This window comes from Psychrobacillus sp. NPDC096623 (genome assembly GCF_044762655.1).
Classification (GTDB): Bacteria; Bacillota; Bacilli; order Bacillales_A; family Planococcaceae; genus Psychrobacillus.
Window position 1 is genome coordinate 611,121 of sequence record NZ_JBIWER010000002.1, and the last position, 21,093, is coordinate 632,213.

Consider the following 21,093-nt stretch of genomic DNA (forward strand, 5'->3'; position numbering starts at 1 on the left):
AAATTGTTTCGAGTAGATTTAAACTGTGATCTTGGTGAAAGCTTTGGTCGTTACAAGCTAGGTGAACAAAAAGAAATATTGAAATATGTTACATCTGCAAATATCGCATGCGGTTTTCACGCAGGTGATCCAAGTGTAATGCGTGAAACAGTAAAACTAGCAATAGAACACAAAGTGAAAATAGGTGCACATCCAGGATTACCGGATTTGAATGGCTTTGGACGCAGAGAGATGAAAACTTCTCCACAAGAGGGTTATGATATGGTGGTTTATCAAATTGGAGCATTGCAAGCATTTTTAGATACCTTTGGTGAAAAGATGCAACATGTAAAACCTCATGGAGCTTTATATAATATGGCTGCAAAAGATAAAGAACTTGCAGAAGCCATAGCAAAAGCAGTTTATGATGTCTCTTCATCTTTGGTACTATTTGGACTAGCTAATAGTGAATTAACTTTAGCTGGTGAAAAAATTGGTTTACAAACTGCTCATGAAGTGTTTGCAGATCGTACCTATCAATCTGATGGTACACTGACATCTCGTCAGAAAAGTGATGCAATGATCACGGATACCCAAACAGCAGTTGAGCAGGTTGTGAAAATGGTCAAGGAGGGGAAAGTTACTTCCCAACAAAACTCCGAAGTACTTATAAAAGCCGATACAGTTTGTATTCATGGGGATGGACAACATGCTGTGGCATTTGCTCAGCAGATTAAAGAAACGTTAGAGAGAAACAGTATTACTATTTCTTCATTAGTAGACTAGGGGGTAAGGAAAATGTCTAAACAAAATATTTTGCCGGTGGATAATAAGAAAGCTACAAATAGCGTCCTGTTAGGCGCAGCCTTTTTAATGGCCACTTCATCCATTGGACCAGGATTTTTAACACAAACAACTGTATTTACTCAACAATTGGCAGCAAGCTTTGGGTTTGTTATTTTAATTTCCTTAATATTAGATGTGTTTGCCCAATTAAATATTTGGCGAATTATTACTGTTTCTGGTCTTCGTGGACAAGAGATTGCAAATAAAGTAGTACCTGGCCTTGGAGTATTATTGGCCATTCTTATTGTAATGGGTGGATTGGCTTTTAATATTGGAAATGTTGCTGGTGCTGGATTAGGGTTGAATGCTATGCTTGGAATCGATCCGATTACTGGTGCGGTAATAAGTGCAGTGTTTGCTATTTTCATATTTGTCGTTAAAGAAGCAGGAAAAGCAATGGATAAAGTGGCGCAAGTTGCGGGCTTTGTGATGATATTGCTTATGCTATATGTAGCATTTACAACTTCACCACCAGTTGGAGAAGCGATTGTTAGAACATTTGTACCTAGTGAAATTAGTATTTTTGCAATCGTTACATTAGTTGGAGGTACTGTTGGTGGATATATTACATTTGCTGGAGGACATAGACTTCTTGATGCGGGTGTAAAAGGAATTGAATCTATACCAGATGTAACGAAGAGTTCGGTAACGGGAATTGCAGTAACCGGTATTATGCGTATTGCTTTATTCCTCGCTGTACTTGGCGTAGTTTCACAGGGGCTGTCAATCGATCCAGCGAATCCACCTGCATCTGTTTTTAATCTAGCAGCAGGTGAAATTGGGTATCGAATATTTGGTGTAATCATGTGGGCAGCAGCTATTACTTCCGTTGTAGGGGCAGCTTATACTTCTGTTTCATTTATTCGCTCATTCCATCCAATGATCGAAAAATATCATAATTGGGTAATTATATTATTTATTATTGTATCTACTTTTACTTTTGCATTTATAGGAAGACCTGTTAACGTCCTATTATTAGTTGGTGCACTTAATGCATTAATTTTACCTTTAGCATTAGGTACTTTATTAATAGGAGCTTATAAAAAAGAAGTTGTGGGAGAATATAAACATCCTCTTTGGATGGCAATCGGTGGGGGAATGGTAACGATAGTTATGGGTGTATTAGGTATTATGACGCTAATCGAACAAATTCCACTGCTTTTCAAATAAATAGGAGTGTGATTTTAGTGAATAGATATAATTCTATGTCACCTAGTGAGATTCGAAGATTGATTCGGACGGGTAAAATAACTGGACCAACAGCGGGTATGTCGAAAGGATACACACAAGCAAATTTAGCTATATTGAAGAAGGAATATGCTTTTGACTTCTTATTGTTCTGCCAACGGAATCCAAAATCATGCCCCTTAATTGATGTGACTGATTTAGGGTCTTTTAGACCAAATGGCATTGCTGATGGCGCAGACTTACGCACAGATATCCCAAGTTATCGAGTATATAAAGACGGTGAATACGTAGAGGAAGTAACCGATATTACAAATTACTGGGAAGATGATATGGTAGCATTCCTTATAGGTTGTAGCTTCACTTTTGAAACACCGTTACTAGAAGCTGGAATTCCTATAAGACATATCGAAGAGAATTGTAATGTGCCGATGTATAAAACGAATATTCAGAGCATAAAGGCGGGTATTTTTGAGGGGCCGACTGTAGTTAGTATGAGACCTATGTCTTCCGAGGATGCAATTAGAGCCGTACAAATTACATCGAGATTTCCTGGCGTACATGGATCTCCTATTCATATTGGGGACCCATCTCAAATTGGAATTACTAACATATCAAAACCAGATTTTGGTGATTCGGTTACGATAAAAGATGGGGAGATTCCAGTGTTTTGGGCTTGTGGAGTTACTCCTCAAGCAGTGGCCATGCAAAGTAAACCTTCGATTATGATTACGCATGCACCGGGTTGTATGTTCATTAGTGATCTGAAGGACGAAAAACTTAGTGTTCTATAATAAGTAAATCAATAATTTCAAAAAATGCTGTTCATGCCAGTAGTGATGAACAGCATTTTTTTTGATACTAGTAACAACGAATAATCCTATGATTTCCGTTACATGTGGACGTTTTTGCAAGATGAGTGATTAGCTATCATCATTTTTTGATTGGAGCACAGGGCGGCGACTCAAGTGGGAAAGCACGAGGGAGAGACTTTAGGCTCGAGCCGTGCCCCACGGAAAGCGACCGACTAGAGCGGAAATCATCGTCATTTAATTTTTATTTATTCAAGGACCAAAGTTACTATTGGTATTGCCCAAGCAGTGAGAAGAAATGAATGACGAAATCGTGGAAAATTTCTTCGGAAGGCGATAGATTGCGTGTCGCTGGGCTTATGATACCGACTGTTCTTCGTATATTTGGCATCTCAATTGGGATTTTCTTCGTAAATCTCGGGGTAGAATCATAAAAAGTGCTTTCAGGTAATAGAGTCAGTCCGATTCCTGCAGCGACTAATCCTTTAATCGCATCCATATCCTCACCTTCCGAAGAAACCTTTGGAGAAAATCCTACAGAATTACAGGCTTCCACAACTAACTTTTGCATAATATAACCCTCGGGAAAAAGAACAAAATCTTCCTTTCGCAAATCAATAAGTGGAATTTTATCTCTTTCAGCAAATGGATGATTGGCATTCACTAAAATCGAGAATTTTTCCGTAAAGAGAATCGTGTTGTTTAAGCTATTGTCCTTTGGAGGCAATGGACCCAGAAAAGCCAAGTTTAATTCTCGCTGCTTCACAGCTTCTATTAAATAGTTGTATGATCCCTGACGCAAATGAAAGGCAACATTTGGATGCTCTTTCTTAAACGCAGAAATTACGGTTGGTAATAAGTGTCCTGCTAAACTTGTTGGGAAGCCGATTTTAATCGTTCCTTTTTCAGGATTTAAATAATCATCAATTTGATTCTTTGCGAAATCAATGGCTTGGAGCGCAGATAGGGTATGCTCTAAGAAAATCTTACCAATAGGTGTAAGCTTTACATTTCTACCAATTCGCTCGAATAATTGTACTCCCAGCTCATCTTCTAAATTCGCTATTTGTCTGCTAACTGCGGACTGTGCAACATGTAAATGGACTGAAGCATCTGAAATATGCTCCCTTTCTGCAACTTCTTTAAAGTACCTCAATTGGCGTAGTTCCATCGAATTCTCCTTATCTATCTCGAAATTAGATGATTTATATCCAAATTATATATTGTTTATATTATTTTGAAAACATACAATATTCCTAAGATATTTTTTTAGTTTAAAAGGAGGTATAAACATGACATTTCACCAACTACCGCAAGCACAAGGTATGTATGATCCGACTTTTGAACATGACGCATGTGGAATAGGTTTATACGCACATATAAAAGGTAATGCAACACACGATATCGTAAAAAAAGGACTTGAGATGTTATGTCGCTTAGAGCATCGCGCTGGAAGAGGTGGAGATGGGAAAACAGGTGATGGAGCTGGATTAATGGTTCAAATACCTGACATCTTTTTTCGTGTTGTATGTAACGAATGGGATTTACCGGAAAAAGGTAAATACGGAGTCGGTATGATATTTTTTACAAACGATTCTAACGAACGTAAACAAATTGAACAAAAAATAAACGAATTGATAGCTGCGGAAGGGCAAGTGCTTATCGGATGGAGAACTGTGCCAATCGATGTAAGTGGTTTAAGTGATAAAGCGAAGGAAACTGCACCATTCGTTCGTCAAATTTTTATCAGGTCAAATGATGAAATGGAATCAATGGCTTTTGAACGTAAATTATATATCATACGCAAACAAGCCGAACATTGGGCTGAACTTCAAAGTCTTAAATTTTATTGTGCTAGCTTTTCAAGTCAAACGATTGTTTATAAAGGACTGTTAACTCCGGAAGAGGTCGATTTGTTTTATGTCGATTTACAGGACGAATTATTCACTTCTTCGTTTTCACTTGTTCATTCTCGATATAGTACTAATACGTTTCCGAGTTGGGAGCGAGCACATCCCAATCGCTATATTGTTCACAACGGTGAAATCAACACATTACGTGGCAATATAAACTGGATGAAAGCTCGAGAACAACAATTTGTTTCAAAAGCTTTTGGTGATGACTTATCGAAGTTGCTTCCAATTATCGATACAAATGGTAGTGATTCATCAATGCTCGACAATGCTTTTGAATTATTTGTTTTAGCTGGCAGAACTCCTGCTCACACCGCTATGATGCTTATACCAGAGCCGTGGACCGAGAATCCCCATATTACGGAAGAAAAGAAAGCTTTCTATGCATATCATAGCAGTTTAATGGAACCATGGGATGGTCCAACCGCAATTTCCTTTACAAACGGAAAACAGATTGGTGCCATTTTAGATCGTAATGGATTGAGGCCAGCACGTTATTTTGTAACAAAAGACGATTATATCGTGTTTTCCTCTGAAGTTGGAGTAGTGGACATAGATGAAGAGAATATTTTGTATAAAGAACGTCTAAGCCCTGGAAGAATGCTGTTAGTTGATTTGGAGCAAGGAAGAATAATATCTGACGAAGAAATAAAAACGGAAATAGCAAAAGCTCAACCTTATCAACAATGGCTCACAGAAAATATGTATAAGCTTCCTGTATCGGAAGAAAAAATAGAACAGCTAGATGACTTGTTATTCCGTCAAAAAGTGTTTGGTTATACGTTTGAAGATGTGCATAAGTATATGATTCCGATAGCAATTGAAGGAAAGGATCCGATCGGGTCGATGGGGAACGATACTCCCTTAGCGGTGTTATCAGATCGTCCGCAGTCGTTGTTCAATTATTTTAAACAGCTTTTTGCTCAGGTTACTAATCCCCCTATTGATTCGATAAGGGAACATATTGTAACTTCAACGATGACACTGCTTGGAGCGGAAGGAGATTTGCTACATCCAAATGCCTCAAATGCTAAAAGGATTTTCTTAGATACGCCTATCTTAACAAATGGTCAATTAGCACAATTAAAAGAGAATAATATAGAGTCCTTTACTAGTACAGTTCTCCAACTAAATATGTCGGAATATTTAGAGTTGGATTTAGAAATTCTTTCTAAAAAAGTAGATGAGTTGATAGAACATGGAACCTCCCTATTCATACTTTCGGATAGACAAATTTCAGAACAGCAGCAAACAATTCCGGTTTTATTGGCAGCTAGTCATATACACCAGTATTTGCTGCGAACCGGCAATCGCACGAAAGTAAGTATTATTTTGGAGTCTGGTGAAGTGCGTGAGGTACATCAGTTTGCTACACTCATTGGATTTGGTGTAGATGCGATCAATCCTTATTTGGCTTATGCCACGATTGGAGAAGCTATACAAGATGGACATATAACGAGTAGTTATTCAGAAGCAGTTGCTAAATATAGTAAAGGAATTGCAGATGGTGTTGTAAAAGTGATGTCTAAAATGGGGATTTCCACTGTCCAGAGTTACCGTGGGGCTCAAATCTTTGAGGCTGTTGGTATTAGTAAAGACGTAATTGAGCGTTATTTTACTGGTACAGTTTCCCAACTAGGTGGAATTGATTTAGCTACAATTGCGAAGGAAGCTATCAATAGACATGAACAAGCAGTTACTTCTGCAGGTAAATCACTAGAATCAGGAAGTGATTTTCAGTGGAGAAGTACGGGAGAACATCATGCATTCAATCCTAAAACGATTCATACGCTCCAATGGGCAACTAGAAGAGGCGATTATGGATTATATAGACAGTATGCAGAAATGGCCAATGAAGAGCGTATTGGTTTCTTAAGAAATCTACTTACTTTTAAAAAAGGGATTAAAAAAATTCCACTCGAAGAAGTAGAATCCGTTGATAAAATAGTTAAACGCTTTAAAACAGGGGCCATGTCATATGGTTCACTTAGTCAGGAAGCGCACGAAACATTGGCTATTGCGATGAATCGAATCGGTGGAAAAAGCAATAGCGGAGAAGGCGGAGAACACCCGAGCCGTTATGAACTTGATGCAAATGGAGACAATCGACGTAGTGCTATTAAACAAATTGCATCTGGCCGATTTGGTGTAAAAAGTCATTATCTCGTTCAAGCAAATGAATTACAGATCAAAATGGCTCAAGGTGCAAAACCTGGAGAAGGTGGGCAATTACCAGGCAATAAAGTATATCCTTGGGTTGCGGATGTCCGTGGTTCTACAACTGGAGTTGGTTTAATCTCTCCACCACCACATCATGATATTTATTCCATTGAGGATATGGCTCAATTAATACATGATTTAAAAAATGCCAATAGAGCAGCTAGGATTAGTGTTAAACTTGTTGCAAAATCAGGCGTAGGAACAATTGCAGCGGGGGTGGCTAAAGGAGCAGCTGACGTAATTGTAATTAGTGGATATGATGGTGGAACTGGGGCATCACCTAAAACGAGCATTAAACATACCGGCCTTCCATGGGAGCTAGGACTTGCTGAAGCACATCAAACGTTAATGTTGAATGGCTTGCGAGATCGCGTAGTGTTAGAAACGGATGGTAAATTAATGACAGGTAAAGATGTTGTAATGGCAGCTTTACTCGGTGCCGAAGAGTACGGGTTTGCAACGGCACCACTAATTGTAATGGGTTGTATTATGATGCGTGCGTGTCATTTAGATACTTGCCCCGTAGGAATTGCCACGCAAAATCCAGAACTACGTGAAAAATTTACAGGAACTGCAGATTATGTCGTTAACTTCATGAAATTTGTAGCGGAAGAAGTTAGAGAATACATGGCATTACTAGGATTTAGAACGGTGGAAGAAATGGTTGGTCGAACTGATGTGTTAGAGGTCAGCGAACGTACTAAATCGCATTGGAAAGCTAAACAACTAAACTTAGATTCTCTGTTGTATCAAGCTAAAGGTCCGAGAACATGGAAAACACAACAGGATCATCAAATTGAAGAATCATTTGATATGAAGATTTTACTACCCAAACTGAAAAAAACAATAGAAAGTCAGTCTAAGGCGGAACTCAATTTCCCTATAACTAATAGAGACCGTGTTGTAGGAACAGTAATTGGAAGTGAAATTTCCAAACAATATGGCGCAAGAGGGTTAGCTGATGATTCCATCGTTTTAAGATTTACAGGGGCAGCAGGTCAGAGCTTTGGTGCATTTGTTCCAAAGGGAATGACGATGTATATTACAGGCGATGTAAACGATTATTTTGGAAAAGGACTATCTGGTGGGAAATTAATTGTAACAGCCCCGATTCAAGGTAAAGCTGAACAAAATGTGATTGCTGGAAATGTTGCGCTTTATGGAGCAACAAGTGGAACTGCATTTATCAACGGACGTGCTGGGGAGCGCTTTGCAGTTCGAAATAGTGGAGTAGATGTTGTCGTAGAAGGTATTGGGGATCATGGCTGTGAATACATGACAGGTGGCCGCGCTGTAATTTTAGGGGATGTAGGAAAAAATTTCGGGGCAGGAATGTCTGGCGGGATTGCGTATGTACTTGTGGATGACGTGAATGGGTTTAAAAATAAGTGTAATACAGAAATGATAGGATTTGAACAAATTCAAACTACAGGTGAACTACACTCTGTACGCCAATTAATAATGGATCATTATTATTACACGAAAAGTACAAAAGCAATGAATCTATTGGATAACTGGGATGAAGCATCTAGTCGATTTGTAAAGGTTGTACCAAATGATTATAAAAAAATGCTGGATAAAATCCAGTCATTTAAAGTGCAAGGGTTAACAGACGATGCTGCTGCTATGCAAGCATTTTTAGCAACTTCAAATGTGAAGAATGAAGATTCGAAAGCTCTAGCAAAAAAATAAGGAGAGGGGAGATACTAATGGGAAAACCTACAGGATTTATGGAATTTAATCGTGAGAAAGGTAAAGAGGTGGCCCCTCTCAAACGTATTAATAACTGGAAGGAATATTCTTCTAAATTGTCGGATGATTCGCTACAAAAACAAGGGGCAAGATGTATGGACTGTGGAACTCCGTTTTGTCATATGGGATTTGAGGTAAGGGGGGCAACTTCTGGTTGTCCTATAAATAACCTAATTCCGGAATGGAATGATTTAGTCTACAGAGGGAAATGGGAGGAAGCATTAGAAAGATTGCTAATGACTAATAATTTCCCAGAATTTACTGGAAGAGTTTGTCCGGCTCCATGTGAAGGATCATGTACCCTTGCTATATCAGATCCAGCGGTATCGATTAAAAATATAGAGCGTACTATAATTGATAAAGGTTTTGAGAATGGGTGGATCGTTCCAAGAATTCCTCTATCGAGAACTGGTAAGAAGATAGCCATAATTGGCTCTGGCCCTGCTGGTCTAACAAGTGCAGATGATCTCAATCAGGCAGGGCATTCAGTTACGGTATTCGAACGAGCAGACCGAGCAGGGGGACTTCTCATGTACGGAATTCCAAATATGAAGCTTGAAAAAGCTATTGTAGAACGTCGAATTCATTTACTCCAGCAGGAGGGTATTGATTTTGTTCTTAAAACAGAAGTTGGAGTGGACATTTCGGTAGAGCAGTTAAAGGAACAATTTGATGCGGTAATCCTATGTATCGGAGCACAAAAACAACGTGTTCTTCATATGGAGGGCAGTGAATCTAAAGGGATACATCTTGCAATGGATTATCTTACAACCACTACAAAAAGTTTATTGGACTCTAATTTTAAGGATGGCCAATTTATCAATACTAAAGGTAAAGATGTCATCGTTATTGGTGGTGGAGATACAGGAGCTGACTGTGTGGCGACAGCACTTCGTCAAAAATGTCGCAGTGTAGTCCAATTTGGTAAGCATCCACAGCTGCCATTAACTCGAGCAGAAGATAATCAATGGCCAACTGATCCAACTATTTATAAACTAGAATATGCTTATGAAGAAGCAGCTGCAAAGTTTGGAAAGGATCCGAGAGAGTATTTAATTCAAACAAAGAAAATCATTGCAGATGCGAATGGAAACGTTAAAGAACTGCATACGATTCAAATGGAAAAGATTCTTGGAGAAGATGAATTTTACTATTTTAAAGAAATTCCAGGTACCGAGAAAGTATGGCCAGTTCAATTCGTATTTATAGCAATTGGATTTGAAGGACCAGAGACTACGTTAGCAGATCAATTTGGAGTTCGGATTACAAATAAAAAGATTGCTGCAACCACTAAAGATTACTTAACAAACGTTGAGGGAGTCTTTACAGCTGGTGATGCTAGAAGAGGGCAAAGCTTAATTGTTTGGGCTATTAAAGAAGGGCAAGAAGTAGCAAAACGTGTAGATGAATATGTTAGTAAAAAACCGGTCATAATTTCATGACCGGTTTTTACTGTGCTAGTGTACTAAAGTTTTTGTTTTATTTTTCATCATCAGATGGCATAATAGAAACATAACGATATTGGGGGCAATTACATGATTGGAATTATTGATTATGGAGCAGGTAATTTACATAGTGTTTTAAAAGCGATTAAACAGCTTGGATATAAAACGAAACTCATTACGAAAGCAAGCGATCATACCGATGAGATTACTAAGTTAATCCTACCAGGGGTAGGAAATGCCAAAGTGGCTATGGATGTTTTGAATAATACAGGTCTGAGTGATTATTTAAAAGCGAGAGTTTCTGAAGAGACTCCACTATTGGGCATTTGCCTTGGTATGCAGCTTTTATTGGAAACGAGCGAAGAAGGAAATGTGCCTTGTCTTGGATTTCTAAAAGGAACTGTACCTGAATTTACTGATGAGTCGGAGAAAATCCCACATATGGGCTGGAATCAAGTGAAAGATGTTCACAATCATTTTCTATTTGAAAATATTCCGGATGAAACCGATTTTTATTTTGTTCATTCCTATTTTGCAAAACCAGAGAATGAAGAAGATATTTTAGGTGAAACAAACTATGGGGTAGATTTTGCATCGGTTATTGGGAATACACAGGTGATGGGTGTTCAGTTTCATCCCGAAAAGAGCGGTAAATATGGCATCCAGCTGCTAGATAATTATTGTAAGCAAGGAGATAAATAATATGTTAAGAAAACGAATTGTACCAGCCATTGATGTATTAAATGATCAAGCTGTGAAATATGTTCAATTTAGAAATCCTACTTTTATAGGGGATCCGGCGGAACTTGGAAAAAAGTATTCCGAAGATGGTGCGGATGAATTAATCTACCTAGATACTACTGCATCGTTGAAAAACCAGGATCTGAAACTGGAATGGATTCAGCGAGTAGCGGAGCAAGTAAATATTCCCTTTTCGGTAATCGGTGGTGTTCGTACAGTAGAAGACTTCAAAAATCTACTAAGAGCAGGAGCAGATAAAGTTGGAGTCAACTCAGCAGCCGTTCAGCGTCCGGAATTACTCAAAGAAGCTGCTGATATATATGGCAAACAATGCGTCGTACTAGGATTAGATGCCATGCCAATTTATAATGACAACGAAGAAATTATTCGATGGGAAGTTTACACTCACTCAGGTCATGAGAAAACGGGAATGGATGTCGTGGAATGGGCGCAGCAAGCTGCTGACTTAGGTGCTGGGGAGATTATTTGTACAAGCATCCATAAAGACGGCATGAAAAATGGCTATGATGTAGCGCTGATCAAGTTATTATCCGAAAAAGTTAATATCCCAATAATTGCCTCTGGCGGAGCAGGGAAAATCGAGCATATAGAAGAGGTTTTTACAGACGGCAAAGCTGATGCTGCGTTAATAGCTTCCATGATTCACTATGGGGATTATACAATAGGGGAAATCAAATCCTACCTGCAAACTAAAAATATTAATGTGCGTCTTACTTAATAGAAACGATCTAGTCTTGGTTCAGACTAGGTCGTTTTTTTACAGCTTTAAATGATGAATCAGACGAATACAATAGTAATCGGTCGAATAGCTCGAACAATCGGTTGAATCCTACTGAAAATCGATGGAAGAGCACGTATAATCGGTCGAAGCTCCTCTTCACATATAAGCATTCAGTCCATAATCTCCCAACCACGCTCACTAGCTAGTTTCTGAAGCTTTTCTTCGGGTCTTACAGCGACAGGATTTCCCACTAGCTCGAGAACTGGCATATCTGAAAAGCTATCTCCATATGCATAGCTGTTATCCCAATCTATTTGGTGACCTTTCAAGGCTTCCTGCACCTTTAGTCTTTTTTGTTCCCCATTAATATGGGTGAGTTCAGTTTTTGTATAAACTTTGTCGTCTTGATAGAATATTTCAGTTCCAATTATTTGATTGAACACAATTCCATCTGTCACACGCTCTAAAAACTGAGTATAGGCACCTGATACAAGGAGAATATGTACGTTTTCTTGCTGATGAAGCTTCAATCTTTCTAACACATTATTATTAAAATCCTGCTGCATTTTAGTTCTGATTTCCTCGAAGTATGCATCCATTTCCTGTTTCGAACGACCTTCAAAAGCTTCTAAATAAAGCTGCATAGAGCGTTTTTTCATTTTGCTAGATGGATATAATTTAAGCTTGTGTGCTATATACGGCGGTACTATTGAACGATAAAAGCTTTTGTAGGATGAACGATAAGTAGGGTGTTCCTTTAAATGCTTCATCAATAATGTAAATGTTTCTTCAGCATAGATAGTTCCATCAAAATCAAAAATTGCAACGCGCATACATTTCACCCTTTTCATAAATAATAATAGATAAAATTATTATACATGAACAAACAAAAAATCGCCCCACACAATGGGGCGAAATGAAATATTAACTCATCATTTTCCCTTGAGCAGGTGCAAAGGAGTTCAACATTGCTTGCATACTTTGCTGATCTAACTGTGGTACTTGATAGTAATGGTGCTTGTTTTGATAAATAGAAAGTTCATAAGCCATTTCTATACAGTTTGGAATAGAATCAGCTAACACACGGCGTACAACGGGATTCGTTGTTTCTAATGCTGCACCGGTTTTAATAGTAGCAGAGGCTTTGGCAGCACCTAGCAGAAAACCAGAGATTATCTCGTCTGAAAGCTCATTGGCAGATTGGATCGGTTTTTTAGGCTGTGAAGGTTTAACCCCATATATAAAATCATTACCTGTTTGCATTTTATAGCTAGTAGTCGGGTGAGATGGGTCTGCACCTGTTTTAAAGCATTCCACAGTAATATTATATTCATCTAATGCAAAAGCATATTGTCTGTCTAAAATAGTGAGCAATTCTTGATCTTTTACATGTGGACGTAGTAACGTTTTTAAGTTTAATCCAGATACAACTGTCGATAGTACCTCATGCACGTCAAAAGCTTCATGCCCACCATGATTCATGTTTTGTGCGATATTGCCAGTTTGCATATTTTGATGAGTTTGACCTTGACCTTGTCCTTGTCCGAATGGGTTTTGTGTCATTTCAGTATTTCCTCCTCATAAAAAGTGTGATGAAACATCCTTTGTAGCTTGAACAAAACCAATCAGAATATGCAACAGAAGTTAAATAAAAAACAATCCCAGCACTATTACTTTGGGATTGTTTGACGGTTAAATTTATTTAATGCTTGCTACTAGCTTAAAGATTATAGCATAAAGAAATTGATATGCTTCTTCAATCGTAAAGGAATCATTGAATCCTTTTAAATAATCGATTGGGAGATTTATTTCCCATAAACCTTCATTACCTGCAAACATTATACTATACTGCATTTTCTCTGCATTGTAATGTTCATCTAAAAATGCTCTAATTTCATTTGTATATTTTTTTTGAATGAATAAACCAAACATTGCTGTATATACTTCAAATACTTCGTCGTATTCAATTGCAATTGCATCTACACTGACATCGTCTAATACTTTTGTCTCTAAAAAAGTATACTCCTGTAAATTTTCTTTATAAAATGTTAAAGGATTTTGTAAAAATTCATTCGTTTCTTTTGCTATTAGTTCATCTGTTTCTTTGTTGTATCGCTCAATAATGGCTTCGTAAAATAAATTTTCTGCTTTGTTTGTAATCATTGAAATTGATTCCTTTCCTCTTCAGCTAATTCTTCTGCTACTACTTGTAAATTGTATGCATCGATAATAATCAATCGATAATCATTTTTTTCAGCGTATTGCTCTGCTAGTTTTTTAATAAACTTTGGTGAGCCCTCATTTTCTTCATCATATATGATTAGCATACCATCTGTATTGCGTATAACGAATTTATTTCGCTCGATAAATTGCCAGGGAGCTTCATACGGTTTTTTCGTAACACTTGTATGATAATCCGCTTGCATTAAGAGGCGTTCATACTTTTCTTTCTTTTGTTCATTCCAATTCTTTTCTTGCTCCAAAAACGGGGTAATAATAGCATATTTTAGATGTGGATATTCATCCTTAAGGTCAATAATTAGTTCGGCAGTCCATGTTTCTATACCTTGTTGACCACCTAGAATAATCCATTCTAATCCTTCATCTAATAACACTCGTAGTTGATTTTCAAGTGCTTTTTTAATGATTGGAATTCCTGCATGTAAATCATTAAATATACCTAATTCATGTGCTTTATAGCCTGTAACTAATAATCTTTTCATTAATTTATCACCCAACTTATTAAAACGTCTTCGTTCATCATAGCATGTTATCGGCAATTCTTGGAGAGGTGATTAAGGATTAGCGTAAAATACTCATTGAAGAGGGAATTCCCTAGTATTCATTTTTTGTTTACAAATTACGATGAGGTTGTAGACATTTAAAGAAAGGAACGAAGTAAAATGACTGTATTATCTGTAGAAGCAAATGTTTCAGAATGTACCGCAAGTACTTCCTGGAGATGTAAAAAACTATAATAACCCATAAACAAATTATCCATTCATCACTTTACCTACAAAGAATGATTGTAATTAATAAAGACCGCAGCCCTTATAAAAGGACTGCAGTTTTTAAAATAAATTAAGATTTCCGATACGCATTACTGCTTCTTTCAACCGATCTTCATCGACTAATAGACCGACTCGAACATAACCTTCGCCGTACTCGCCAAACCCATTACCAGCAGCAACGGCTACATCTGCTTCGTTCAAGAGCAAATCGGAGAACTCTTCACTTGTGTAGTTTGCAGGAACAGGTAACCACGCAAAGAAAGAACCCTTTGGAGCACTTACATTCCAACCTATTTGATGGCATGATTCGATGAGTGCATTTCTTCGGCGTTCATATAACTCGACCAATTCTCTTACACATTGCTGACTTTCATTCAAAGCCACAGTTGCAGCATCTTGAACGGCGGGGAAGAGACTAACAAATAAATGGTCTTGAATAATATTAATCGCTTCAATCATTTTAGCGTTTCCTACGGCAAATCCTACTCTCCAGCCAGCCATATTATACGTTTTAGAAAGAGTATACATCTCTATGCCAATTTCTTTCGCACCATCTGCCTGTAGAAAGCTGACTGGCTTCAAACCATCAAAACCTATTCCTCCATAGGCAAAATCATGAACAATAGCAATATCTGATTCTTTTGCGAGTCGAACAGTTTCTTCGAAAAACTCTTTATTAGCAATAGCACCAGTTGGATTATTAGGATAATTTAAATACATTAGTTTTGCTTTTTGCTTTTGTTCCTCTGTTAAAGAACTGTAATCAGGAAGGAAATCATTTTCCTTGATTAATGGCATTGTATTAAACTCGACATTTGCCAAACTTACTCCAGATAAATAGTCAGGGTAACCAGGGTCTGGTAGCAGCATTAAATCATTATCATTCATTAATGCTAACGGAAGCTCTACTAATCCAATTTTTGTTCCGAATAATATCGCCACTTCTGTTTCAGGATCAATATCAACGTCATATTCTCGTTTATAGAAATTTGCTGCCGCTTTTTTAAAATCACCTGTTCCACGAAATGGGCTATATTTATGATTTAGTGGGTTTGCTGCTGCTTCTTGAAGTGCTTGTACAATATGGTTCGGTGTAGGCTGATCAGGATTACCTTGACCTAAATTAATAACATCTCTGCCTTCTAGTACTGCATTTCCTACTTTTTTTACTAGCGTAGCAAAAAATTGAGGAGGCAGATTTTTTAAACGGTTTGAAAATTCCATGTACATAACCTCGTTTTCTAATAAGTTGCATTTGTTAGTCAAATCTTATAACCTTTTTAGTATTATGTCTATAGGAGTGTCGAGATGAGAATTGCTTGTGTTCAGTTAAATATAGCTTATGGGAACCCTCAAGAAAATTTCAAAAAAGTAGAAGAGAAGATTCGAAAAGCAGCTATGTTAAATGCGGAAGTCGTTGTGTTACCTGAAATGTGGAATACGGCTTATGATCTGAATCGTCTAGAAGAAATAGCCGATGTAGACGGAAAAGAAACGAAAAATCTTCTAATTCGTTTAGCAAAAGAATTACATATTCATATTATCGGTGGCTCCGTTTCAACGAAAAAAGACAATCATTTTTATAATACGATGTACATCGTAAATAGTATTGGAGAAATTATTTCTGAATACGATAAAGTACATTTGTTTAAATTGATGGATGAGCATCTATATTTAAAGGCGGGAACAAATAAAAATATTTTCACGCTAAATGATGTTAAAATGGGTGGTGTTATTTGTTATGATTTACGTTTTCCTGAGTGGTTCCGTGTACATTCATTGGCTGGCGCAAAAGTCATTTTTGTCCCTGCACAATGGCCTTCCACAAGAGTGGATCATTGGAAAATATTATTACAGGCTCGCGCAATTGAAAATCAATGTTTCATCGTTGCGGTAAATCGAGTTGGGGATGATCCGAACAATTCATTTAATGGTAACTCGATGGTAATTGCACCATGGGGAGAGGTTCTTTGGACTGGACCTGACGAGGAAACAATCGGTATAGTGGATATTAACATAGATGAGGTGGAGGAAGTGAGAAACAGAATTCCTGTATTTCAAGATCGAAGAGTGGATATATATTAAGAGAATACGGCTATCTGTATTGACGTACAGGTGGCTTTTTTGTATGGTTTTCTAAAGGGGGAATTTAATAATGGTAGAAAAAATTCACGCGATACAAGATGAGTACCCAGAGGATTTTGCATGGTGCTATGGCTGCGGGAGGATGAACAAAGAAGGGTATCACTTTCGTACAACTTGGGACGGGGAACAGACAGTGACATTATATGAACCAAAGGAAGAACATATCGCTATTCCTGGTTTTGTATATGGAGGACTAATTGGGGCATTAGTCGACTGTCATGGCACAGGTTCGGCATCACTTGCTTTACATAGGAAGAACGGGTTTGAACCAGGTAGTGGAGAAACACCACCTCGTTTTGTCACAGGTTCTTTGCATGTCGACTTCTTAAAACCAACACCTCAAAAGGTTGCATTAAAAGCAATTGGTCAAGTGGAAGAAATCCATCCAAAGAAATTTAAAGTGACTACAGAAGTATTCGCTGGAGACGAGCTTTGTGCACGAGGTGAAGTGATTGCTGTCTTAATGCCTGCAACTTTTGGTAAACAATAAATTATATTTTGAACCTACACTTAAAGCATTTTTTTAGTGTGGGTTCTTTTTTTTAGATTAGAATTTTATAAATTTGGGAATAAAATGAAAAGGAGGCGTTTTCATACTTTATGTATGCAGCTTTATATATAGCATTATTAATATGGGGATTATATGGAATAAGAATGTACGACTTAAAGAAATGAACGAGTGTAATTTATATTGTCATACTCCCACTAATCTATGGTAATGCAATACTTGCAACAGGTAAGAGGATTGGCGAAGGTGAATTATTGGAAAGTTTAAACTTTTCTCGTTTTTGATTGCATGCTTTAATTACACCATTACTTGTTATGTATTCTGTTGGCACATTGCGAGAAAGTGAGATCAGGTGGGCTAAGAAGAAATGGTTAGTTGTTGCTGGAATAATTTATATGACTGGTTTAATCGTATTAGAATTTTCTACAGAGGTTATTGGATTGGAACTCGAAGTCGTGAAGGAATTTGGTGTTGTTAGTTACTCAAACGTAGAAGAGGCAACCGGACCTCCAATTATGGTTCTGTTAGTTACAGTCATTCCTATTGTTGCTAGTGCGATTTTGTGGAAGAAAACGAAATGGCCGGTATTTTTTATTAGTGCAGTAGTAATGACTATTGGAAGTGCTGTACCTATAAATATAAAGAGTGGAGCCGTGACAAATGCCTTTGAACTTTTTCTGATTTTCACTTTGGTCTGGACTAAACGTCGTTTACTCGAAAAACAACTTTATGTTAAATAAATAATAGGCATACTAAATTCTAGTATGCCTTAACCAACTTAAGAGTTTGCTATTACATCTACAGGAGGTGCTTCTTTCGGCTCTGGCACTCTTGTTAGAATGATGAAGCCGATAATGAATAGAATTACTAAACTAAATACACCGTAAGCTGAATTCCCAGTTATTTGAGCGGTAACCCCTACTAGTAATGGTCCCAGAATAGACGCAAATTTACCGAAAATATTATAAAACCCGAAAAACTCATTGGAATTTTCTTTTGGTACTAGTTTACCGAAATAGGATCTACTAAGCGCTTGAATACCACCCTGTGAAGTAGCTACGAGCATTGCTAAGATCCAAAAATCTACAATCGTATCTAAGAAAAATGCATACGTACACACAATAATGTAAACAATGATTCCCACGTAAAGCATTTTCTTCTCAGAAAATTTAGTCGCTAGTTTTCCGTATAAAATTGCAAATGGAGCAGCTACAACCTGAGTGGCAAATAAAACAATCAGTAAGCTCTCAGCACTCAACCCTAAATCAGAGCCATATGCTGTAGACATGGAGATAATCGTTCCTACGCCATCAATATAAAAAAAGTAAGCGATTAAAAATAAAAATAAAGTCCGGTATTGTCTTATTTCTTTAAAGGTATTTCCTAGTCGTTTAAAGCCTTCTACGATTAAATTTCCATCTTTTTCGATAAAGTGAATTTGTTTAACGTTTTTGAACATTGGAATGGAGAATATCACCCACCAGGCTGCAGTGATTATGAATGCAATTCGGCTTGCGTTTGTGGTGGAAATAGGAATTATTTCTTTACCAGCTAACAAAATGATGACGATACTAAGTAAAAATGGAATTGTAGAGCCAATATAGCCTAAACTGTAGCCACGTGCTGAAACTTTGTGCATTCGTTTATTGGTTGTGACGTCTACGATAAAGCCATCGTAAAAGACATTTGCTCCCGTTGCACCGAGAGCAGCAAGGGTATAAAAAATTAATAATAAAAGCCAATTTTCAAATGGTACGAATGCGAGCATAGCTGTAAATGTAACGCCTAATACAAAGAAAAAAGTAAAAAACTTCTTTTTCATTCCGCGATAGTCTGCGATTGTTCCTAAAATCGGTCCTATTAAAGCAAGAATAAAAGTAAAAATGGCAATCGTATATCCGAGATAAGCAGTGGAATCTGCAGCATCTACACCTCCAGCAGTTGCCGAAGCCTTGTAAAAGATAGGAAAAACAGCTGTAGTAATAGTGATTGAATACGCGGAAGAGCCCCAATCATAAAGAGACCAGCTATTCTCTTCTTTTGTGAATTTTTTCAAGATATTCATCCTTCCTACCATTGTTATCCATTATTGTACATGAAAAAAATCTTTGATAGTATATTAATTTAAAAATGATGCAATGTTTACACTATTAAATTAACTTTTTTAATATTCCAATTTAAAATTTACATACTTTTAACAATTTAGGGGACATATAAGTAATAAACTAAATAAGAAGGAGTAAAATCTATGGTAACAAACAACACGCAAAAAGCGATAATAGATATTGGATCCAACTCTATTCGACTAGTAGTATTTAGTTATAGCCAAGCAGAAGGTTTAATAGAGCATTACAATTTTAAAACGGTTGCTCGCTTAAGTATGCATATTGATGCAAAAGGAAACTTGACTGAAGAGGGTCAACATATATTAATAGAATCATTATTGAAATTCAAAAAAATATTAAATGATATTCATGTAACCAACGTGTTTGCAGCTGCAACAGCTGCTATTAGGCAGGCAAAAAATCGTGAAATTATATTACAAGAGGCAGAAATACAAACTGGAATCACGATTACTTTAATTTCTGCAAATGAAGAAGCGAAATACGGATATTTAGCGGTAATTCATTCTACTAATATTCCAACTGCTGTAACGATTGATATGGGTGGAGGAAGTACCGAGGTTACCTATTTTGAAAATAAAGAAATAAAGTTTTTACATAGTTTTCCGTTTGGAGCAGTTTCGCTAAAAAAGCAATTCATAACGGGTAGTTTAATTACAAAAAATGAAAAAGAAAATCTTATTGAATATGTTAGAGAGCAATTTCAATCACTTGTGTGGTTACATAATTTACAAGTACCAATCATCGCTATCGGCGGGAGTGCTCGTAATATAGCGCAAGTTGATCAGCAACGTAAAAATTATTCGTTATATGGCACACATCAGCACGAGTTAAGTAGAACAGATTTGCACGAGCTTAGCTATGAATTTTCCAACGCTTCATTGGAAGGTTTAAAGAAAATAGATGGTCTTTCCAGTGATCGTGCAGATATTATTGTGCCTGCATTAGAAACGTTTCGTGTATTTATGGATGTCGTACAGGGGACCTCATTTATATATAGTAAAAAAGGGTTGCGGGAAGGCTTAATTTTAGCTCAGCTAATAAAGCAATTTCCATCTGATTTTAATGTTAATGGTGTTACGTCAAATGCTATACGACATTTGTTAGGGAAATTTCATGTAAAGGAAGAAAAATCTCTTCATTTGTATGAATTATTTTCATCTATATATGAAACGTTTGCACGGTGGGGCTATATAACTCCACTAAAAAACAAGGAATTACTTCGATATGCTTTCCAATTATTTCACATTGGCAAAGAAATAGACCAAGATGCGTTCAGTCAGCACACTTTTTATCTTATAACGAATTTGACAATCGATGGTATTTCTAATAAAGACAGATTGAAGCTTGCCTTACTATCTTCATATAAAAATAAAGATACTTTTAAACAATATATAGAACCGTACCAACATATTATTACTAATATAGAAAAAAAGCAGCTACGTGATATTGGAGCACTTATCCGTTTTACGAAAGGCATGGATATACTCGGAAGGTCTAATATAAAAAATGTATCCATTAAAAAATCTGACAACATAATGGAATTTGCATTTTCAGTTGTTGGCAATTATTTATTGGAGCAATACCAAGCAGAAAAATTAAAAAAACATATAGAAAAAATTGTGCAAGTAGAAGTGAAGTTGACGTTTGTAGACATGGAGGAACTGTAAG

The 21,093-nt window shown here is 37.0% G+C and carries 18 protein-coding genes; 11 read left to right on the plus strand and 7 right to left on the minus strand.

Annotated elements, in window-relative coordinates; all coding sequences use genetic code 11:
- Positions 1-3 precede the first annotated feature (3 nt).
- Genes pxpA through ACIQX2_RS07770 form a run of 3 tightly spaced genes read left to right on the plus strand, consistent with a single transcriptional unit; the run spans position 4 to position 2,804 of the window.
- The gene (pxpA, locus tag ACIQX2_RS07760) at positions 4-765 is read left to right on the plus strand and encodes a 5-oxoprolinase subunit PxpA (RefSeq protein WP_402848199.1); all 762 of its coding nucleotides are present in this window, start codon (positions 4-6) and stop codon (positions 763-765) included.
- 12 nt (positions 766-777) lie between these two features.
- Positions 778-1,995 carry an NRAMP family divalent metal transporter gene (locus ACIQX2_RS07765; protein WP_402848201.1) on the plus strand — a complete coding sequence of 406 codons (1,218 nt, stop codon included), beginning with the start codon at positions 778-780 and terminating at the stop codon, positions 1,993-1,995.
- A gap of 35 nt (positions 1,996-2,030) precedes the next feature.
- Positions 2,031-2,804 (plus strand): putative hydro-lyase, encoded by a 774-nt coding sequence (locus ACIQX2_RS07770; RefSeq protein WP_402849150.1) that lies wholly within the window; start codon positions 2,031-2,033, stop codon positions 2,802-2,804.
- 286 nt (positions 2,805-3,090) lie between these two features.
- On the opposite strand, the gene gltC is transcribed toward ACIQX2_RS07770, so the two are convergent.
- Positions 3,091-3,993: a glutamate biosynthesis transcriptional regulator GltC gene (gene gltC / locus ACIQX2_RS07775; RefSeq protein WP_402848203.1), complete on the minus strand. Its 903-nt coding sequence runs from the start codon at positions 3,991-3,993 to the stop codon at positions 3,091-3,093.
- Positions 3,994-4,114: 121 nt separating this feature from the next.
- On the opposite strand from gltC, the gene gltB reads away from it, so the two are divergent.
- The 4 genes from gltB to hisF all read left to right on the plus strand — a co-directional run bounded on the left by gltB (position 4,115) and on the right by hisF (position 11,632).
- Positions 4,115-8,647 (plus strand): glutamate synthase large subunit, encoded by a 4,533-nt coding sequence (gene gltB / locus ACIQX2_RS07780; RefSeq protein WP_402848205.1) that lies wholly within the window; start codon positions 4,115-4,117, stop codon positions 8,645-8,647.
- Between the two features lie 17 nt (positions 8,648-8,664).
- A complete protein-coding gene (gene gltD, locus ACIQX2_RS07785) occupies positions 8,665-10,149 on the plus strand; it encodes a glutamate synthase small subunit (protein WP_402848207.1) in 1,485 nt (494 codons plus the stop codon).
- A gap of 93 nt (positions 10,150-10,242) precedes the next feature.
- On the plus strand, positions 10,243-10,854 hold the full coding sequence (hisH, locus tag ACIQX2_RS07790; protein WP_402848209.1) for an imidazole glycerol phosphate synthase subunit HisH: 612 nt from the start codon (positions 10,243-10,245) through the stop codon (positions 10,852-10,854).
- A 1-nt stretch (position 10,855) separates the two neighbouring features.
- Positions 10,856-11,632 carry an imidazole glycerol phosphate synthase subunit HisF gene (gene hisF / locus ACIQX2_RS07795; RefSeq protein WP_402848211.1) on the plus strand — a complete coding sequence of 259 codons (777 nt, stop codon included), beginning with the start codon at positions 10,856-10,858 and terminating at the stop codon, positions 11,630-11,632.
- A gap of 173 nt (positions 11,633-11,805) precedes the next feature.
- Here the strand turns inward: hisF and ACIQX2_RS07800 are convergent, their stop codons facing one another.
- The 5 genes from ACIQX2_RS07800 to ACIQX2_RS07820 form a co-directional block, all read right to left on the minus strand.
- Positions 11,806-12,468 (minus strand): HAD family hydrolase, encoded by a 663-nt coding sequence (locus ACIQX2_RS07800; RefSeq protein WP_402848213.1) that lies wholly within the window; start codon positions 12,466-12,468, stop codon positions 11,806-11,808.
- 91 nt (positions 12,469-12,559) lie between these two features.
- Positions 12,560-13,198 carry a spore coat protein gene (locus ACIQX2_RS07805; RefSeq protein ID WP_402848215.1) on the minus strand — a complete coding sequence of 213 codons (639 nt, stop codon included), beginning with the start codon at positions 13,196-13,198 and terminating at the stop codon, positions 12,560-12,562.
- A 135-nt stretch (positions 13,199-13,333) separates the two neighbouring features.
- Positions 13,334-13,798, minus strand: a complete 465-nt coding sequence (locus tag ACIQX2_RS07810) for a branched-chain amino acid aminotransferase (RefSeq protein ID WP_402848217.1) — start codon at positions 13,796-13,798, stop codon at positions 13,334-13,336.
- The gene (locus tag ACIQX2_RS07815; protein ID WP_402848219.1) at positions 13,795-14,358 is read right to left on the minus strand and encodes an SLOG family protein; all 564 of its coding nucleotides are present in this window, start codon (positions 14,356-14,358) and stop codon (positions 13,795-13,797) included. Before ACIQX2_RS07815 ends, ACIQX2_RS07810 begins: the two co-directional genes overlap by 4 nt.
- 348 nt (positions 14,359-14,706) lie before the next feature.
- Positions 14,707-15,870, minus strand: coding sequence for a pyridoxal phosphate-dependent aminotransferase (locus tag ACIQX2_RS07820; RefSeq protein ID WP_402848221.1), 1,164 nt, complete (start codon positions 15,868-15,870; stop codon positions 14,707-14,709).
- Between the two features lie 84 nt (positions 15,871-15,954).
- Here ACIQX2_RS07820 and ACIQX2_RS07825 point away from each other — a divergent pair, with 84 nt between their 5' ends.
- From ACIQX2_RS07825 to ACIQX2_RS07835, 3 genes are all read left to right on the plus strand, one after another.
- On the plus strand, positions 15,955-16,731 hold the full coding sequence (locus tag ACIQX2_RS07825) for a carbon-nitrogen family hydrolase (RefSeq protein WP_402848223.1): 777 nt from the start codon (positions 15,955-15,957) through the stop codon (positions 16,729-16,731).
- Between the two features lie 70 nt (positions 16,732-16,801).
- Positions 16,802-17,281, plus strand: a complete 480-nt coding sequence (locus ACIQX2_RS07830; protein ID WP_402848225.1) for a PaaI family thioesterase — start codon at positions 16,802-16,804, stop codon at positions 17,279-17,281.
- Between the two features lie 302 nt (positions 17,282-17,583).
- Positions 17,584-18,039, plus strand: coding sequence for a hypothetical protein (locus tag ACIQX2_RS07835; RefSeq protein WP_402848227.1), 456 nt, complete (start codon positions 17,584-17,586; stop codon positions 18,037-18,039).
- A gap of 38 nt (positions 18,040-18,077) precedes the next feature.
- On the opposite strand, the gene ACIQX2_RS07840 is transcribed toward ACIQX2_RS07835, so the two are convergent.
- Entirely contained in the window at positions 18,078-19,358 is a 1,281-nt protein-coding gene (locus tag ACIQX2_RS07840) for an MFS transporter (RefSeq protein ID WP_402849153.1), read from the minus strand.
- Between the two features lie 189 nt (positions 19,359-19,547).
- Between ACIQX2_RS07840 and ACIQX2_RS07845 the strand changes: the two genes are divergently transcribed.
- Positions 19,548-21,092 carry a Ppx/GppA family phosphatase gene (locus ACIQX2_RS07845; protein ID WP_402848229.1) on the plus strand — a complete coding sequence of 515 codons (1,545 nt, stop codon included), beginning with the start codon at positions 19,548-19,550 and terminating at the stop codon, positions 21,090-21,092.
- The last annotated feature ends 1 nt before the right edge of the window (position 21,093 follow it).

Bases quoted from the DNA above. Each gene is read 5' to 3' on its own strand.
- ACIQX2_RS07765 (WP_402848201.1), top strand. From the start codon at position 778: ATGTCTAAACAAAATATTTTGCCGGTGGATAATAAGAAAGCTACAAAT.
- ACIQX2_RS07770 (WP_402849150.1), top strand. From the start codon at position 2,031: ATGTCACCTAGTGAGATTCGAAGATTGATTCGGACGGGTAAAATAACT.
- gltC (WP_402848203.1), bottom strand. From the start codon at position 3,993: ATGGAACTACGCCAATTGAGGTACTTTAAAGAAGTTGCAGAAAGGGAG.
- gltB (WP_402848205.1), top strand. From the start codon at position 4,115: ATGACATTTCACCAACTACCGCAAGCACAAGGTATGTATGATCCGACT.
- gltD (WP_402848207.1), top strand. From the start codon at position 8,665: ATGGGAAAACCTACAGGATTTATGGAATTTAATCGTGAGAAAGGTAAA.
- hisH (WP_402848209.1), top strand. From the start codon at position 10,243: ATGATTGGAATTATTGATTATGGAGCAGGTAATTTACATAGTGTTTTA.
- hisF (WP_402848211.1), top strand. From the start codon at position 10,856: ATGTTAAGAAAACGAATTGTACCAGCCATTGATGTATTAAATGATCAA.
- ACIQX2_RS07800 (WP_402848213.1), bottom strand. From the start codon at position 12,468: ATGCGCGTTGCAATTTTTGATTTTGATGGAACTATCTATGCTGAAGAA.
- ACIQX2_RS07805 (WP_402848215.1), bottom strand. From the start codon at position 13,198: ATGACACAAAACCCATTCGGACAAGGACAAGGTCAAGGTCAAACTCAT.
- ACIQX2_RS07810 (WP_402848217.1), bottom strand. From the start codon at position 13,798: ATGATTACAAACAAAGCAGAAAATTTATTTTACGAAGCCATTATTGAG.
- ACIQX2_RS07815 (WP_402848219.1), bottom strand. From the start codon at position 14,358: ATGAAAAGATTATTAGTTACAGGCTATAAAGCACATGAATTAGGTATA.
- ACIQX2_RS07820 (WP_402848221.1), bottom strand. From the start codon at position 15,870: ATGGAATTTTCAAACCGTTTAAAAAATCTGCCTCCTCAATTTTTTGCT.
- ACIQX2_RS07825 (WP_402848223.1), top strand. From the start codon at position 15,955: ATGAGAATTGCTTGTGTTCAGTTAAATATAGCTTATGGGAACCCTCAA.
- ACIQX2_RS07830 (WP_402848225.1), top strand. From the start codon at position 16,802: ATGGTAGAAAAAATTCACGCGATACAAGATGAGTACCCAGAGGATTTT.
- ACIQX2_RS07845 (WP_402848229.1), top strand. From the start codon at position 19,548: ATGGTAACAAACAACACGCAAAAAGCGATAATAGATATTGGATCCAAC.